The sequence below is a fragment of the Streptomyces antarcticus genome (assembly GCF_026627255.1).
GTDB lineage: Bacteria > Actinomycetota > Actinomycetes > Streptomycetales > Streptomycetaceae > Streptomyces > Streptomyces antarcticus.
Map to the genome: position 1 here is coordinate 231,956 of NZ_JAPNLM010000006.1, position 18,703 is coordinate 250,658.

1 protein-coding gene is annotated in these 18,703 nt (G+C 71.1%); it reads left to right on the forward strand.

The window, feature by feature from the left end; genetic code table 11:
• Positions 1-110 precede the first annotated feature (110 nt).
• The gene (locus tag OTB16_RS12630; RefSeq protein ID WP_267720212.1) at positions 111-18,683 is read left to right on the forward strand and encodes a type I polyketide synthase; all 18,573 of its coding nucleotides are present in this window, start codon (positions 111-113) and stop codon (positions 18,681-18,683) included.
• The last annotated feature ends 20 nt before the right edge of the window (positions 18,684-18,703 follow it).

Genomic DNA, 18,703 nt, shown 5'->3' on the forward strand with positions numbered 1-18,703 from the left:
GGCTGACAGGCCGCCACAGAATTAAATTGACGTAGCACCCGCGGCACGGCTGTGGGTGCTACGCCTCCGCTCAAGCATCGTACGTAACAAATAGGTAGGGCGGCTCGACCATGGCTGAATTCCAAGCGGACACGTCGGCATCGACCGAGGCGATCGCCATCGTCGGTATATCCTGCCGACTGCCGCATGCGGAGAATCCCGCCCAGCTGTGGCAGCTGCTGCGCGACGGCCGCAGTGCGATTGGCGCGCCCCCAGCAGGCCGCCCCGAACTGATTTCTCGGCCGGGCGGCTATCTCGACGACGTCAGCGGATTTGATGCAGGCTTCTTCGGCATCAGTCCGAGCGAGGCGTCGTCGATGGATCCGCAGCAGCGGCTGATGCTTGAGCTCGCCTGGGAGGCACTGGAGGACGCCAGGATCCTCCCGTCCGATCTTGCCGATAGCCGGACCGGTGTCTTCGTCGGCGTCATCGCCGACGACTATGCCGCCCTCACGCATCAGCACGGGGCCGAAGGCATTACCCGCCACACCCTGACCGGTCTCAACCGCGGCGTCGTTGCCAACCGGATCTCCTACACCCTGGGTCTGCACGGACCGAGTGCGGCCGTGGACACCGGCCAGTCCTCCTCGCTGGTCGCTGTGCACCTGGCAGTCGAGAGCCTGCGCCGCGGCGAGTCCGCCATGGCCATCGCCGGCGGTGTCAACCTCAATTTGGTGCCGGACAGCACCATCGGCGCGGAGCGGTTTGGCGCACTTTCACCAGACGGTCTCAGCTTCACTTTCGACGCGAGGGCGAATGGATATGTACGCGGTGAGGGCGGCGCGTTCGTGGTGCTCAAGCCGCTGCACGCCGCCGTAGCAGACGGCGACCCGGTCTACTGCGTGCTGCGCGGCAGCGCGATGAACAACGACGGGACGACCGAGGGTCTCACCGTACCGAGTCCGGCCGGCCAGCAGGATGTCCTGCGGCAGGCGTACGAGCGTGCCAAGGTGTCCGCGGAGCAGGTGCAGTACGTCGAATTGCACGGCACGGGTACCAAGCTGGGCGACCCGATCGAAGCGTCGGCTCTGGGCGCGGTGCTCGGTGACGGCCGCGTGGACGGAGCCGAGCTGCGGGTCGGATCGGTGAAGACCAACGTCGGACACCTTGAGGGTGCCGCCGGCATCGTCGGCTTGCTGAAAGCGGCGCTCTGCATCCGTCACCGCGAGCTCGTGCCGAGCCTGAACTACGAAACCCCCAACCCAGACATTCCGTTCGACGAGTTGAAGCTCGCCGTACAGCGAAGCCGCGAGCCATGGCCGCGGCCGGACGAGCCGCTCTACGCAGGTGTCAGCTCGTTCGGTGTGGGCGGTACGAACTGCCACGTCGTGCTTTCGGACTGGCGCACTGAGTCGGCCGCGCAGGAGTTGCCTGGCGCTGAGTCCGGCTCGGGTGTGGTGCCGTGGGTGGTGTCGGCTAAGTCGGCTGAGGCTGTGGCTGGTCAGGCGGGGCGGCTGGTGTCGTTCCTTGGTGACCGTCCGGGGCTGGATGTCGCGGCGGTGGGTCGTTCGCTTGTGGTGTCGCGTGCTCGTTTCGATCATCGTGCGGTGGTTGTGGGGGAGACTCGCGAGGAGCTTGTGGCGGGTGTTCGGGCGTTGGCTGCGGGTGTGCCTGCGGCTGGTGTGGTGTCGGGTCGTGCGGTCCCGGGTGGTGCGGGTAAGACGGTGTTCGTCTTCCCCGGTCAGGGTTCGCAGTGGCAGGGCATGGCGCTAGAGCTTTTCGATTCCTCCCCGGTGTTTGCAGGGCGGCTGGTGGAGTGTGAGCAGGCTCTGGCGCCGTTCACGGACTGGTCGCTGCTGGACGTGCTGCGCGGTGTGGAGGGTGCGCCTGATTCTGACCGGGTGGATGTGGTGCAGCCCGCGTTGTGGGCGGTGATGGTGTCGTTGGCGGCGTTGTGGCGTTCGGTGGGCATCGAGCCGGATGCGGTGGTCGGTCACTCGCAGGGTGAGATCGCGGCGGCTGTGGTCGCTGGTGCGTTGTCGCTCGAGGATGCGGCGAAGATCGTCGCGTTGCGCAGCCGGGCCATCGTGAAGCTGGCCGGTACGGGTGGGATGGTGTCGGTAGCTCTACCGGCCGACGAGGTTCGCGAGCTCATCGCCCCTTGGGGCGGCGCGATCGATATCGCCGCACACAACGGCCCCATGAGCACGGTCGTCTCCGGCGCCCCGGAGGCCCTGGCCGACCTCGTCGCTCAAAGTGAGGTCAAGGGATACCGTGCCCGCACTGTTCCGGTCGACTACGCCTCTCACTCCGCCCACGTCGACTTGTTGGAGGATGAGCTGCGGGAGCTGTTGGCCGGCGTCACGCCGCGTGCCGGTGACATCAGGTTCTTCTCCACTGTCACCGGGCAGCCGCTGAACGGTGAGGAGCTCGACGGCGAGTATTGGTTCCGCAACCTCCGCCAGACCGTCCAGTTGGAAGAGGCCACCCGTGCTCTGCTCGGCGACGGGCACCGCGTCTTCATCGAGGTCAGTGCCCACCCGGTGCTTACCTCGGCCCTCAGTGACACGGCCGACGAGGCCGGCGTCGGCGGCACTATTGTTGTCGGATCGCTGCGGCGCGACGACGGTGGACGGGATCGTTTCCTGGCCTCGGTCGCAGAGGCGCACGTCAACGGTGTGGGGGTGGAGTGGGAGCGGTTCCTGCCGGGTTCGGGTTTGGTGGATCTGCCCACGTACGCCTTCCAGCGTCAGCGTTTCTGGCTGGATGGTTCGGCGATCGGGCCGGTCCAGGTCCGGACCGTTGCGGCAAGGCGAAGCGGTCCGAAGCGGTCCGCACCGCGAGGCGATGAGCTGGAGCTGGTGCGTGCGCACGTGGCAGCAGTGCTCGGCCACGGATCGGCGCGCGACGTGGACATCGACACGACCTTCAAGGACCTGGGCTTCGACTCCGTCTCGGCCGTCGAGCTTCGGAACGCGCTGAACAGGGCCACCGGGCTCTCGCTGCCCTCCGGCCTCCTTTTCAACCACCCGACCCCGGCCGTACTCGCCGAACACCTCGGTGGTCAGCTCCTAGGCCTGGACCAAAGCCAGGGCCAGGATGACGATGCGTACGAGGCCATAGCCCCTGACGAGCCGATCGCGATCGTGGGCATGGCATGTCGGCTGCCGGGAGGGGTCGCCTCTCCGGAGGACCTGTGGCGTTTGGTGAGCGGCGAGGTCGATGCGGTCGACGGATTCCCGACCAACCGGGGCTGGGACCTTGATTCACTCTTCGCCCCCGATCCGGGCAGCCCCGGCAAGACCTACGCCACCAAAGGTGGTTTCCTGCACGATGCGGACCGGTTTGATGCCGAGTTCTTCGGCATCAGTCCCCGCGAGGCGGCGGCGATGGAGCCCCAGCAGCGGCTGCTGCTGGAGACGGCCTGGGAGGCTTTCGAGCAGGCGGGCATCGACCCCGCCGCGCTGCGGGGCACCCGCACCGGTGTGTACGTGGGCGCGGTGGCGCAGGAGTACGGGCCGCGGCTGCACGAGCCGTCCGGCGGATACGACGGTTACCTGCTGACGGGCAACACCGTCAGTGTGGCCTCGGGCCGGCTGGCCTACACCTTCGGGCTTGAGGGCCCGGCGGTGACGGTCGACACCGCCTGCTCGTCCTCGCTCGTCGCGCTCCACCTCGCCGCGCAGTCGCTGCGCCAGGGCGAGTCCTCCGTGGCCATCGCCGGCGGTGTGTCCGTCATGGCCACGCCCGGCATGTTCGTGGAGTTCTCCCGGCAGCGCGGGCTGTCGCCGGACGGGCGTTGCAAGGCGTTCTCCTCGTCGGCGGACGGTACGGGCTGGGCCGAGGGTGTGGGTCTGCTGGTGCTGGAGCGGCTGTCGGACGCGGAGCGCAACGGGCACCAGGTGCTCGCGGTGATCCGTGGTTCCGCCGTGAACCAGGATGGTGCGAGCAACGGTCTGACGGCCCCGAACGGGCCTTCGCAGGAGCGGGTCATCCGCGCCGCGCTGGCCAACGCCCGCCTGTCGGCGTCCGAGGTGGACGCGGTGGAGGCGCACGGCACGGGCACCAAGCTCGGCGACCCGATCGAGGCGCAGGCGCTGCTGGCCACCTACGGCCAGGACCGCGAAGAGCCGCTTCGACTCGGCTCGCTGAAGTCGAACATCGGTCACCCGCAGGCCGCGGCCGGTGCCGCGGGCGTGATCAAGATGGTCATGGCCATGCGTAACGGGGTTCTCCCGGCGACGCTGCACGTGGACGAGCCGACCTCGCACGTCGATTGGTCGGCCGGCGCGGTGGAGCTGCTGACGCAGGCCCAGGAGTGGCCGGAGCTCGACCGTCCGCGCCGGGCCGGCATCTCGTCCTTCGGCATCAGCGGTACCAACGCACACCTCATCGTCGAGCAGGTCACGGAGACCGAAGCTCCGGTGGAGGAGCTTTCGGTGTCGGGTCCGGTGCCGTGGGTGGTGTCGGGCAAGTCGGGCGCTGCTCTGTCGGAGCAGGCGGATCGGCTGGTGTCGTTCGTGGAGGAGCGGCCGGAGCTGGATGTCGTGGCTGTGGGCCGTTCGCTGGCTGTATCGCGTGCTCGTTTCGATCACCGTGCGGTGGTCGTGGGGGAGACCCGTGAGGAGCTCCTGGACGCTCTGCGGGCGCTGACCCCGGACGAGGCCGTCTCGGCGGGTTCGGTTGCGTTCCTGTTCTCCGGGCAGGGCAGTCAGCGTGTGGGTATGGGCCGTGAGCTGTACGTGAGCGAGCCGATGTTCGCGGCCGCGTATGACGAGGTCGTCGCAGCGCTGGACGTCCACCTCGACCGTTCTCTTGCGGGGGTGATTGAGGGTGAGCCGGAGCTGCTTCAGCGGACCGTGTTCACCCAGCCAGCACTGTTCGCGATCGAGGTCTCCCTCTTCCGTCTCCTCTCCCACTACGGCGTGACGCCGGACTATCTGGTGGGTCACTCGGTGGGCGAGCTGGCCGCCGCGCATGTTGCGGGTGTGCTGTCTCTTGAGGATGGTGCGCGGCTGGTGTGTGCGCGTGCGCGTCTGATGGACGGCGTTGCCGAGGGGGGAGCGATGGTCGCCCTCAACGCTGGTGAGGAGAAGGTTTCCGGTTGGCTTGAGGGTCGTGCCGGTGTGGATGTGGCCGGGTTCAACAGCCCTGGCAGCACCGTGATTTCGGGTGACGAGACGGAAGTTCTCGAAGTCCTTGAGATGGCCCGCGCGGAGGGTGTGAAGGCGACTCGGCTGAAGGTGAGCCACGCTTTCCACTCCGCGCACCTGGACGGAGTGCTGGACGAACTCACCGAGGTCGCCCGGTCCCTGACGTATTCGGCTCCGCAGATCCCGGTGGTCTCGAATGTCACCGGGCAGCTGATCGAGGAGTTCACCGCCGACCACTGGGCCGTTCAGGCCCGCTCGGCCGTCCGTTTCGCCGACGGCATCGAGACCCTGGCGGGTCTTGGTGTGACGGCGTTCGTGGAGCTCGGCCCGGACGGCACCCTGGCGGGCCTGACGAACGAATGCCTGGCCGAAGCCACGGGTGTGGTCGTGGTCCCGGTGCTCCGCAAGGACCGTGAGGAGAAGCGTTCCCTCCTCACCGCCCTGGCTTCCGTCCACACGCACGGTGTCGGTGTGGACTGGGAGGGGTTCTTTCCGGGTTCCGCATGCGTCGAGCTCCCCACGTACGCCTTCCAGCGTGAGCGTTTTTGGTTGGATGCGCCGCGTTCCGGTGATGCGGCGGGTCTGGGTCTGACGGCTGTGGATCATCCGTTGTTGGCTGCGATGATCACGGAGCCTGATGGTGATGCGGTGCAGTTCTCGGCTTCGGTGTCGTTGTCTTCGCATCCGTGGCTGGCTGATCACGCGATGGGTGGGACGGTCCTGGTTCCGGGGACGGTGTTCCTGGAGCTCGCGGGCACCGCGGCCGAGCAGCTGGGTTACGCCACCGTCGAGGAACTCACCCTCCAGGCACCCCTGATCCTCTCGGAGAAGACGGGCGCTCAGCTGCGGCTGACCGTCGACCGGGCCGACGCGCGCGGCGATCGTCAGTTCACCGTGTACTCGCGGACCGGCGAAGAGCAGTGGACCGCCCACGCGGCCGGCTTGCTCACGTTCTCCGTCCCCTCGCCGGGCGTTTCCATGGACCAGTGGCCCCCGGCCGATGGCACCCCCATCCCGCTGGACGGCGTTTACGACCGCCTCGACGACTTGGGCTACGGCTACGGGCCGGCCTTCCACGGTCTGCGCGCCGCCTGGCGCGCCGGTGACGACCTCTTCGCCGAGGTCGCCCTGCCCGACCAGCTCCAGACCGAAGCCGCGCGCTTCGGTGTGCACCCCGCCCTCCTCGACGCGGTTCTGCACCCGCTCGTGCTGGAGGCCGCGGCCTCGGAGCAGGACGACAGCACGATCCGTCTGCCGTTCTCGTTCTCGGGCTTCGTGCTGCACGCGGTCGGTGCCACGGTGCTGCGCGTCCGCTGGACCCGTACCGGCCAGGACACGGCCCGTCTCGCTCTCGCCGACGGCGCCGGCGCTCCGGTGGCGGCGATCGAGTCGGTCGCCCTGCGGCCGATCGCCCGCGATCAGCTCGCCGTTGCCGGCCCGGCCGTGGAGTCCCTGTACCGGGTGGCCTGGGAGGCCGTCCCGGCGGCCGAGCCGGTCGCCGACCAGCGGTGGGTCCGGCTGGGCGAGGCGCCCTACGCCGACCTCGCCGCGCTCAGCGCCGCGGTCGACGCCGGATCTGCCGTACCGGAGTTCGTGGTGATCGGCGAGCAGGAGCTCGTCGCCGGCACCACCGGCGATGTACTCGACCAGACCCACGCCACGGCGGCGCGCGGGCTGGAAGCGGTGCGGGAATGGCTGGCCGCCCCGCAGTTCGCGGAGAGCCGCCTCGTCCTCGTCGTGCCGGACGACGCGCTGCACACAGCCCCGCTCGTGGGCCTGATCCGTACCGCGCAGACCGAGCAGCCCGACCGACTGGTCCTCGCCCACGTGGATGAGGGTGGTCTGGAGCTGCTGCCTGCCGTGTTGGCTTCCGGTGAGCCTGAGGTGGCGGTGCGGGGCGGCGGCTTGTTCCTGCCGCGTCTGACGCGTGCTGCGGGTGTCGTGGCGGGTGTGGTGGAGGGTCTGGATCCGGAGGGTACGGTCCTGGTGACCGGTGCTCTGGGTACGCTGGGCCGTCTGGTGGCGCGTCGGTTGGTGACGCATCACGGTGCGAGGCACCTGCTGTTGGTGTCGCGCCGTGGTGGTGAGACTCCGGGTGCTGCCGAGTTCGTGGCGGAGCTGGCGGAGTTGGGTGCGCGGGCTTGGGTGGCGGCGTGTGACGTGTCGGACTTCGACGCGCTGGCGGGTCTGTTGGACGAGGTCGCGGTCGAGCGTCCGCTGACTGCCGTGGTGCATACGGCGGGTGTCTTGGACGATGGGACGGTCGAGTCGCTGTCGGCCGGTCATCTGGAGCGGGTGATGCGTCCGAAGGTGGACGCGGCCTGGAACCTCCACCGCCTCACCGAGTCCCTCGGCCTCGCCTCGTTCGTCATGTTCTCGTCCATCGCGGGTCTCATGGGCAACGCCGGCCAGGCCAACTACGCGGCCGCGAACACCTTCCTCGACGCCCTCGCGCAGCACCGCCGCGCTAAGAAGCTGCCCGCCACCTCCCTCGCGTGGAGCCTGTGGGACAGCGCCGACGGCATGGCCGGAACCCTCGCCGACGCCGACGTCGCGCGGTGGAAGCGGAGCGGAATCGTCCCGCTGACCCCGGAACTGGGTCTCGATCTGTTCGACGCGGCGCTCGCCTCGGCGGAGCCGCTGCTGGTCCCCGCCGAACTCGACCTGGGCGCCCTGCGCGCCCGGGCCGAGGAGAACGCGCTCCCCGAGCTGTTCACCGGCCTGGTCCGCGTCCGCCGCCGGCAGGCGGCCGGCGCCGCCCGCGGCGCCGACTCGTCGTGGGTCCAGCGGCTGATCGAGCTGGCCGCGGAGGAGCGGGCGCAGGCCGTGCTCCAGACCGTACGGGAGACCGTGGGGCTGGTCCTCGGGCACGGGGCCAACGCCGACATCGACGCGGCCAAGGCCTTCAACGACACCGGCTTCGACTCCCTCACGGGTGTCGAATTGCGCAACCGGCTCAACTCGGTGACCGGTCTGCGACTGCCCACCACCCTCGTGTTCGACCACCCGTCGCCCCAGGCGGTGGCGGACTTCCTGCTGGACCGGCTCGACGCGACCGGAACGGCCGTCGTCCCGTCGGTGGCCGCCCACGCCCCGGGACGGGACGAGCCGATCGCCGTGGTCGGTATGGGTTGCCGCTACCCGGGCGGGGTCTCCTCGCCGGAGGACCTGTGGCGGCTCGTGGCGGAGGGCCGGGACGCGATCGACGAGTTCCCGTCCGACCGCGGCTGGGACGTGGAAGGCCTCTTCGACCCGGACCCCGAGAAGATCGGCAAGTCGTACACCCGCAAGGGCGGATTCCTCCACGAGGCCGCGGAGTTCGATGCCGAGTTCTTCGGTCTGAGTCCGCGTGAGGCGATCGCGACCGACCCGCAGCAGCGTGTGCTGCTGGAGGTCGCGTGGGAGGCGCTGGAGCGTGCGGGAATCGATCCCGCCTCGCTGCGCGGTTCCTCGACCGGTGTCTACGCGGGTGTGATGTACAACGACTACGGGTCGCGGCTGGGGAGTGCTCCGGAGGGCTTCGAGGGGCATTTGCTGACGGGCACGATCGGGAGCGTCCTGTCGGGTCGGGTGGCTTACACGTTCGGCCTTGAAGGGCCGGCGGTGACGCTGGACACGGCGTGTTCCTCGTCGCTGGTAGCGGTGCACCTGGCCGCTCAGGCGCTGCGCCAGGGCGAGTGCTCGATGGCACTCGCCGGCGGTGTCACCGTGATGTCCACGCCAACGACCTTTGTCGAGTTCTCGCGTCAGCGTGGTCTGTCGCCGGACGGGACCTGCAAGTCGTTCGCGGCTTCGGCGGACGGTACGGGTTGGGCCGAGGGCGCGGGCATGCTGGTCCTGGAGCGTCTGTCGGACGCTCAGCGGCTCGGGCACAACATCCTTGGTGTGATACGCGGTTCCGCGGTCAACCAGGACGGTGCGAGCAACGGCCTCACCGCCCCCAACGGGCCCTCGCAGGAACGCGTCATCCGCCAGGCCCTCGCCAACGCCCGCCTCGCTCCGCACGAGGTGGACGCGGTCGAGGCGCACGGCACCGGCACCCGGCTCGGTGACCCGATCGAGGCCAACGCGCTGCTGGCCACCTACGGTCAGGACCGCGAAGAGCCGCTGCGTCTGGGATCGATCAAGTCGAACATCGGTCACACGCAGGCTGCCGCGGGTGTCGCGGGCATCATCAAGATGCTGATGGCGATGCGTAACGGGGAGCTTCCGGCGACGCTGCACGTGGAAGAGCCGACGCCGCACGTCGACTGGTCGACGGGTGCGGTGGAGCTGGTCACCGAGCGTCGGGCGTGGCCGGAGGTGGCGCGTCCGCGTCGCGCGGCCGTGTCCTCGTTCGGTATCAGTGGTACGAACGCGCATGTGGTCCTGGAGCAGGGCCCGGAGCCGGTCGTGGCCGGTGAGCTGGTGGTGGCGGGGCTTCCGCTGGTGGTCTCGGCGAAGAGCGAGGCGGCCCTGGCGGCGCGTGCCGGCCAGGTGCGTGAGCTGCTGGCCTCGGAGATCGTCGATTCGGCGCGGGTGGCTTCGGCTCTCGCGACCCGGGTCCCGCACCTCCCCTTCCGGGCGACGGTTTCGGGCGCCGGCCGGGATGAGCTGTTGGCGGGTCTTGAGGCGCTGGCCTCGGGTGGGTCCGCGGCGAACCTGGTGCAGGGTGTGGTCACGGGCTCGGGCAAGACGGTGTTCGTGTTCCCGGGTCAGGGTTCGCAGTGGCAGGGCATGGCTCTGGAACTCTTCGACTCCTCGCCGGTGTTCGCCGCCCGGCTGGTGGAGTGTGAGCGGGCGTTGGCGCCGTTCACGGACTGGTCGCTGCTGGACGTTCTGCGCGGTGTGGAGGGGGCGCCCGGTTTCGATCGGGTGGAGGTGGTGCAGCCGGCGCTGTGGGCGGTGATGGTGTCCCTGGCCGCGTTGTGGCGTTCGGTGGGTATCGAGCCGGATGCGGTGATCGGTCACTCGCAGGGTGAGATCGCGGCGGCCGCGGTGTCGGGGGCGCTGTCGCTGGTCGACGCGGCGAAGGTCGTGGCGTTGCGCAGCCGGGCGATCGTGAAGCTGGCTGGTACGGGTGGCATGGTCTCGGTGGCCCTGCCGGCCGACGAGGTCCGTGCGCTCATCGCCCGCTGGGACGGCGCCATCGACATCGCCGCACACAACGGCCCGCGTTCCGTGGTGGTCGCCGGAGAGGTGACCGCTCTTGAGGAGATGGTCGCCTACTGCAAGGACAACAAGATGCGCGCCAAGCGCATCCCGGTCGACTACGCCTCCCACTCCGCGCACGTCGAAAGCCTGCGGGACGAGCTCCTGGACGCCTTGTCCTCGCTCACCCCGCGCGCCGTCAAGGTGCCCTTCCTCTCCACCGTCACCGGGCAGCCGCTGGACGGCACGGAGCTCGACGGCTCGTACTGGTTCCGCAACCTCCGCCAGACCGTCCAGCTGGAGGAGGCCACCCGGACCCTGCTCGACCAGGGCCACCGCGTCTTCATCGAGGCCAGCGCCCACCCGGTGCTGACCGTCGCACTCCAGGAGACCATCGACGACAGCTCGTACGAGAGCGCCGTCACCGTGCCCTCGCTCCACCGTGACGAGGGTGGACTCGACGACTTCCTCGCCTCCGCGGCGCAGGCCCACGTCTCGGGCGCCCCGCTCGACTGGGCCGCCGTGGTCGGCGGACCCGGCGCGGTCGTCGACCTGCCGACCTACCCCTTCCAGCGCCGGCGGCACTGGCTGGAGGGCCCGGCGCTCGCCGGGGACGCGGGCGGGCTCGGCATGGCCGCCGAGCGGCACCCGCTCATCGGCGCCGCGCTCTGGATGGCCGACGAGGACAAGCTTGTCCTCAGCGGCCGGATCGCCCTGAACACGCAGCCGTGGCTGGCCGACCACGCCGTGGCCGGCACCGTACTGCTCCCCGGTACCGCCTTCGTGGACCTCGCCATCCGTGCGGGTGACCACACGGGCCTCGACCAGCTCGACGAGCTGACCCTGCAGGCACCGCTGGTGCTGGCAGGCCGGGGTGGAGTACAGCTCCAGGTCGTGGTCGACGCTCCGGACGAGGAGGGCCGGCGCGCCCTGTCGGTCCACTCCCGCCCGGAGCCCGAGTCCGACGACGCCCCCATCCACCAGTGGACCCTGCACGCCACCGGTGTACTGGGCCACGCGGAAGGACGGGCGGGCGTACCGGCCGACACGGCCTGGCCCCCGGCCGGCGCCGAGCCGGTCGACCTGACGGTGGCGTACGACACACTCGCCGAGCGGGGCTTCCAGTACGGACCCACCTTCCAGGGCCTGCGGGCGCTGTGGCGCGCCGGACAGGAGATGTTCGCCGAGGTCGCCCTCCCGAAGGACGTCCCCCTGGGCGACTTCGGGATCCATCCGGCCCTCCTCGACGCCGCCCTGCACCCGCTGGCGCTCGCGGAGGACGGCCGCCTGGTGCTGCCGTTCGCCTGGACCGGAGTACGCCTGCACGCGGTGAACGCCAGCGTGCTGCGCGTACGGATCACCCCCGAGGGCTCGGGCACCGCCCTGTCCCTCGCCGATGCGAGCGGTGCGCCGATCGCCTCGGTGCGGACGCTCAGCCTGCGGGCCGTCGACCCCGCGCAGCTGGCCGGCTCGGTCACCCCCCGCCAGCCGCTGCTCCAGGTCGAGTGGACCACCGCCCCGGAGGCGGCCCCGGTCGCCGACTGGGCCGTCCTCGACGAGACCGGCCACGGTCTGCCCGCCCCCCTGGGCTGCTACTCGGACCTCGCCGGCATCGTCGGAACCCCGCCGCTCGTCGTGGTCCCCTTCCCCGGCGAGGACGGCCCCGGCGCCGTGGCACACCGCGCCCTGCGGCTGGCCCAGGCATGGCTCGCCGAGGAGCGGTTCGCCGACTCGCGCCTGGTCTTCGTGACCCGTGACGCGACCACCGCCCGCACGGAGGCCGGCCTCGGCTCGGCTCCCGTCTGGGGGCTGGTGCGTACCGCCATGGCCGAGAACCCCGACCGGTTCGGCCTGCTGGACCTGACAGACTGGGACCTCTCCGAGGCCGAGCTCGGCCGTGCGCTGGCCGTACCGGAAGCGCAGGTGAGCCTGCGGGACGGGGCACTGCTCGTACCGCGGCTGGTCAAGTCGCCCACGACGGGCGACACCGTGCCCGCCCTGAACCCCGAGGGCACCGTCCTCATCACGGGCGCCACCGGCACCCTGGGCCAGTTGTTCGCCCGCCACCTCGTCGCCGAACACGGCGTACGGCAACTGCTGCTGGCGAGCCGCCGCGGCCGGGACGCCGCGGGCATGCTCGAGCTGGAGGCCGAACTCACGGCCCACGGAGCCGACGTGTCCGTGGTCGCCTGTGACACGGCCGACCGCGCCGCGGTCGCCGCGATGCTGGGGGCGATCCCCGCGGAGCACCCGCTCACCGCGGTCCTGCACACCGCCGGCGTCCTCGACGACGGCACGCTGCACGCCCTCACGGCCGAGCAGCTCGACACCGTACTGCGCCCCAAGGTCGATGCCGCCCGGCACCTGCACGAGCTGACGGCCGACCTGGAACTGGACGCGTTCGTCCTGTTCTCCTCGCTGGCCGGTACGGTCGGCACCGCGGGACAGGCCAACTACGCCGCGGCCAACACCTATCTGGACGCCCTCGCGCACCACCGCCAGGCCCTGGCCCTGCCCGGTACGTCGCTGGCCTGGGGCCTGTGGGCCGAGGGCAGCGGGATGACCGGTCACCTGACCGACGCCGACCTCGCCCGCATGTCCCGGGGCGGCATCGCCCCCATCGGCAGCGAGCAGGGGCTGGCGCTGTTCGACGCGGCCCTCGCGACCCGTCGGCCGGTGCTCGTTCCGGCGCTGCTGGACTACACCGGACTGCGGGCACAGAGCGAGGACGGCACCCTGCCCGCGCTCTTCCACGGCCTGGTGCGCCCGGCGCGACGCGCCGCCGTCGGCGAGCGGGCGGGCGGGAACTCCCTCCAGGAACGCCTGGCGCCCCTGGCCCTCCAGGACCAGGAGCGCGCGCTGCTGGAACTGGTCCGCGGCGTGGTGGCCTCCGTACTGGGGCACAGCGACGCCGACCAGGTCGCGCCCGGCCGGGCCTTCAACGAGCTGGGCTTCGACTCGCTCAAGGCAGTGGAACTGCGCAACCGGCTGAACGCGGCCGCAGGTCTGAAGCTGCCCGCGACGCTGGTGTTCGACTACCCGAACACGGTCGAGCTGGCTGGCTTCCTGCGGACCGAACTGCTCGGCTCGGCCGCCGCGGTGGCCGTGGCGGCCGAACCGGTCGTCGGCGCCTCCGACGAGCCGATCGCGATCGTCGCGATGGCCTGCCGCTACCCGGGCGAGGTCAGCTCCCCGGAAGAGCTGTGGGCGCTGCTGTCCGACGAGCGGGACGCCATCGGCCCGTTCCCGAACGACCGCGGCTGGGACCTGGACGGCCTGTACGACACGGACCCCGACCACGTGGGCACCTCGTACACCCGGCACGGCGGGTTCCTCCACGAGGCTCCGCAGTTCGACCCCGAGCTGTTCGGGGTGAGCGCCCGGGAGGCCACCGCCATCGACCCGCAGCAGCGCCTCCTGCTGGAAATCTGCTGGGAGGCCTTCGAGCGCGCGGGCATCGACCCGACCTCTCTCAAGGGCAGCCAGACCGGTGTGTTCGCCGGTGTCATGGCCAACGACTACGCGGCACGCCTGAAGAATGCGCCCGAGGCCCTGGAGGGCTACCTGTCGGTCGGCAGCACGGTCAGTGTCGCCTCCGGCCGCGTCGCCTACACCTTCGGCCTGCAGGGACCGGCAATCACCGTCGACACCGCCTGCTCCTCCTCGCTCGTCTCCATCCACCTCGCCGCGCAGGCGCTGCGGAACGGCGAATGCGGGCTGGCCCTGGCCGGCGGTGTGACCGTAATGGCCGCGCCCACTCTGTTCGTCGAGTTCAGCCGTCAGCGCGGCCTGGCACCGGACGGCAGGTGCAAGTCCTTCTCCGCGCGGGCGGACGGGGCGGCCTGGGCCGAAGGCGCCGGAATCCTCCTGCTGGAGCGGCTCTCCGATGCCCAGCGCAACGGCCGCCGGATCCTCGGCGTGATCCGCGGAACCGCCGTCAACCAGGATGGTGCGAGCAACGGCCTCACCGCCCCCAACGGCCCCTCCCAGGAGCGGGTGATCCGCCAAGCCCTGACCAACGCGGGCCTGACCACCGCGGACGTCGACGCGCTGGAGGCCCACGGCACCGGCACCACGCTGGGCGACCCGATCGAGGCCCAGGCCGTACTCGCCACCTACGGGCAGGAGCGCCCGTCGCCCCTCCTGATGGGCTCCCTGAAGTCCAACATCGGACACTCCCAGGCCGCCGCCGGTGTGGCCGGCGTCATCAAGATGGTCATGGCGATGCAGCACGGGGTGCTCCCCAAGAGCCTCCACATCGACGAGCCCAGCGCGCACGTCGACTGGTCCGCCGGCGAGGTGGAACTGCTCACCGAGGCGGTGCCGTGGCCCGAGTCCGAGCGGCCGCGCCGGGCAGGCGTGTCCTCCTTCGGCATCAGCGGTACCAATGCCCACGTCATCGTGGAGCAGCCGCCGGCCGAGGGGACGGTCCCGCCGGCCGAGCCGATGCCGGTCGTGCCGCTGCTGCTGTCCGCGCACAACGACGCGGCCCTGCTGGCGCAGGCCGACCAGGTGGGCGCGACCCTCGTCGGCACCGGGCAGCAGGACCTGGCCTCGACGGGCCGGACCCTGGCCGTCGGACGGGCCGGACTGCCGCACCGCGCCGTGGTAGTGGCCTCCACCGCCACCGAAGCGGTCGACGGACTCGCGGCACTGACCGTGCGGGGTACACCCGTGGACGGCCGTACGGCCTTCCTCTTCACCGGTCAGGGCAGCCAGCGACTCGGCATGGGCCGGGAGCTGTACACCACCTACCCCGCCTACGCCGAGGCCCTGAACGCCGTATGCGAAGAACTCGACCGGTGGCTGGAAACACCGCTGCTCGACGTCCTCTTCGGTGAGGACCCGGCGCCGCTGGACCAGACAGGCTTCACGCAGGCCGCCCTGTTCGCAACCGAGGTCGCGCTGTTCCGGCTCCTCGAAGACTGGGGCGTACGGCCGGACTTCCTCGCGGGCCACTCCATCGGTGAGCTGGCCGCCGCTCACGTCGCCGGCGTCCTCTCGCTGGCGGACGCGGCGCAGCTCGTCGCGGCCCGCGGCAGGCTGATGCAGGAACTGCCCGGCGACGGCGCGATGCTCGCCGTGCAGGCCGAGGAGCAGGAGGTGCTGCCGCTGCTCGCCGGACGGGAGCACCTCCTGGGCATCGCCGCCGTCAACGGCCCCGCCTCCCTGGTGCTCTCGGGCGACGCGGAAGCCGTCGAGGCCATCGGAGCCGAACTCTCCGCCCAGGGACGCAAGACCAAGCGACTGCGCGTCAGCCACGCCTTCCACTCCCCGCACGTGGACGCGATGCTGGACGAATTCCAAATGGTCGCGAAGGGGCTCACGTTCGCCGCGCCCATCATCCCGATTGTCTCCACACTGACCGGGCAGCTGGTCGGCGCCGAGGAACTGACCACGCCCGAGTACTGGGTTCGGCACGTCCGCCGGCCCGTGCGCTTCCTGGACGCGGCACGCGCCCTGGAGGCCGAAGGCGTACGGACCTTCCTGGAGCTCGGCCCGGACGGCGTGCTCAGCGCGATGGCGCAGGACTTCCTCGACGCGCGATCGCTCCTGGTCCCGGTGCTGCGCGGTGGGCGCCACGAGCCGTACACCGCCGTCACCGCCCTGGCCCACGCCCACGTACGGGGCGTGCCGGTGGACTGGCGCGCACTGTTCGGCGAGAACGCCGGACCGGCCGCGGACCTGCCGACCTACCCCTTCCAGCGCCAGCGCTACTGGCTCACGGAGGGGCCCGGCGGTGGCGACGTCACCTCGGCCGGACTCGACTCCGCACGGCACCCGCTGCTCGGGGCCGCGGTTCCGCTCGCCGACTCCGACGGTGTCCTGTTCACCGGCCGGATCTCGGCCCGCAGCCACCCCTGGTTCGCCGACCATGCCGTCGCCGGCACCCTGCTGGTCCCGGGCACGGCCCTGGTGGAGGTCGCGCTCCACGCGGGCGCCGCACTCGGCTGCGAGCGGCTGGAGGAACTCGCCCTCCAGGCACCCCTGGTCCTTCCCGACGAGGGTGCCCTCCAGCTCCAGATCACCGTCGGCGGCCCCGATGGAGACGGCCGCAGGCCCGTCACCGTCCACTCGCGCGGGGACCAGGAAGGCGACTTCTGGAACCGGCACGCCACCGGAACCGTGGTGGCCGCCGTTCCCGGCGGCCCCGAACCCGACCTCGCGTCCTGGCCTCCGGCCGGCGCCGAACCCCAGTCGGTCGAGGACCTGTACGACCGCCTCGCCGACCAGGGCTACGGCTACGGCCCCGCCTTCCAGGGCCTCCAGGCGGCATGGCGCTCGGGCGAGGACCTCTACGCCGAGGTACGGCTGTCCGTCGACCCTGATGGATTCGCCCTGCACCCGGCACTGTTCGACGCCGCGCTGCACGCACTGCTCCTGGAGGAGTCGGCCGAACTACGGCTGCCCTTCTCCTTCGGCGGCGTCCAGCTGACCAGGTCCCGGACCGGCAACCTGCGGGTCAAGCTGTCGGCCGGCCCGGACGGAACGGTCGCGGTCAGCATCGCCGACGAGACGGGCGCGCCGGTCGCCACCGTCGCATCGCTCGCCCTGCGGGCCCTGTCGGCGGGGACCGCGCCGACCCGCTCCGACCAGCACGTGTACGCGGTGGAGCGGACCGGTGTGGAACTCCCCACCGGCGGCGGCACGACCATCGTGGTTCTCGGCGAGGCCGACCTCGGACTCGTCGCCGAGCACCACGCCGACCTGGCAGCCTCGACGGCGCACGGCGCGGCCGCACCCGACGTGGTCGTCCTTCCGGTACGCCCGGCCACCCCGCAGGAGACCGGCCGGGTCACCGAGGAGGTGCTGGCGGTACTGCGGCAGTGGCTCGCCACCGACGCGCTGGCCGGAGCGCGGCTCGCCGTGGTCAGCACCGGGGAACTGGCGCACAGCGCACTCACCGGGCTGATGCGGACCGCCGAGTCGGAACACCCGGGACGTTTCCAGTACGTGATCACGGACGGCCTGCCGGCCAGCCGCGAGCTGCTGGCCGCGGCCCTGGCCGACCCCCGACCGCAGCTCGAACTGCACGAGGGACAGGCTTACGTGACCCGGCTCGCCAAAATCCCGTACCCGGTCCGGACCCCGGACGTCGACGACGCGTTCGACCCGGAGCGTACGGTGCTGATCACCGGTGGCACGGGCGCACTCGGAGCCCAGGTCGCCCGGCACCTGGTGACCGGCCGCGGCGCCCGGCGCCTGCTGCTCACCAGTCGGCGAGGCGGGGCGGAGGACCTGGTCGCCGAACTGACGGCGCTCGGTGCGGACGTACGGGTCGCGGCATGCGACGCGGCCGACCGCGACGCGCTGGCCGGGCTGCTCGCCTCGATCCCGGACGAGTACCCGCTCGCCGCGGTCGTGCACGCGGCCGGAGTCGTCGAGGACGCCACGCTGGAGGCCATGAGCCCGGAGAGCCTCTCCCGGGTCCTGCGGCCGAAGGTGGAAGCCGCCTGGAACCTGCACGAGCTGACCGCCGGACTGGAGCTGACGGACTTCGTCCTCTTCTCTTCCGTCGCCGGCCTGGTGGGCAACGCCGGACAGGCCAACTACGCAGCCGGCAACACCTTCCTGGACGCGCTCGCCGAACACCGGCGCGCCGAGGGCCTGCCCGCTGTGTCCCTCGCCTGGGGTATGTGGCAGGACGGCATGGCGAGCGACCTCGACCGTGCCGACCGGGCCAGGCTCGCACGCAACGGGATCCTGCCGATGCCGACCGACCGGGCACTCGCGGCCCTCGACACGGCCCTGGCCGGAGCCAAGGCGCCACAAGCCGACGGCGAGGCGGGGACCCGACCGGTGCTCGCGCCGGTGGCACTCGACCTCGCGGTACTGCGGAGCCTCGGGGACGCACTGCCCGAGCTTTACCGGGGCCTGGTGCGCACCGAGCGCCGAGCCGGCCGGCGTACCTCCGCTCCGGCGGAGATCCCGCTGGCGCAGCGGCTCACGGGCCTGGACGTCGAAGAGCAGCAGCAGCTGCTGCTCGACTTCGTCAGGGAACAGGTCGGCATCGTCTTGGCCCACCCGGCCCCGCGGACGATCGACGTCCAGCGCGGACTGCTGGACCTGGGCTTCGACTCCCTCACCGCGGTCGAACTGCGCAACAGGCTGAACACCACCACCGGACTGCGGTTGCCAAGCACGCTCGTCTTCGACCACCCGACCACCCAAGCCGTCGCCGAATACCTGCGGGGCGAGCTGGTCGGCGAAGTGGCAGACCCGGTCCAGGCAGCCCTGGACGCACTTGAGGCCGCTCTCTCGGCCGCCGCCCCGTCGGACGGGGACGGACCGGCAGGAACGTACGCCGCGCGGCTGCGCGGCCTGCTTCGGACGGTGGACGGCGGCCCCGACGGCGCCGACCTCGGCCTGGCAACCGACGACGAACTCTTCGCAGCAATTGACAACGAACTCGGCAGGTAGACATGGACAACGAGCAGAAA

Bases quoted from the DNA above. Each gene is read 5' to 3' on its own strand.
- OTB16_RS12630 (WP_267720212.1), top strand. From the start codon at position 111: ATGGCTGAATTCCAAGCGGACACGTCGGCATCGACCGAGGCGATCGCC.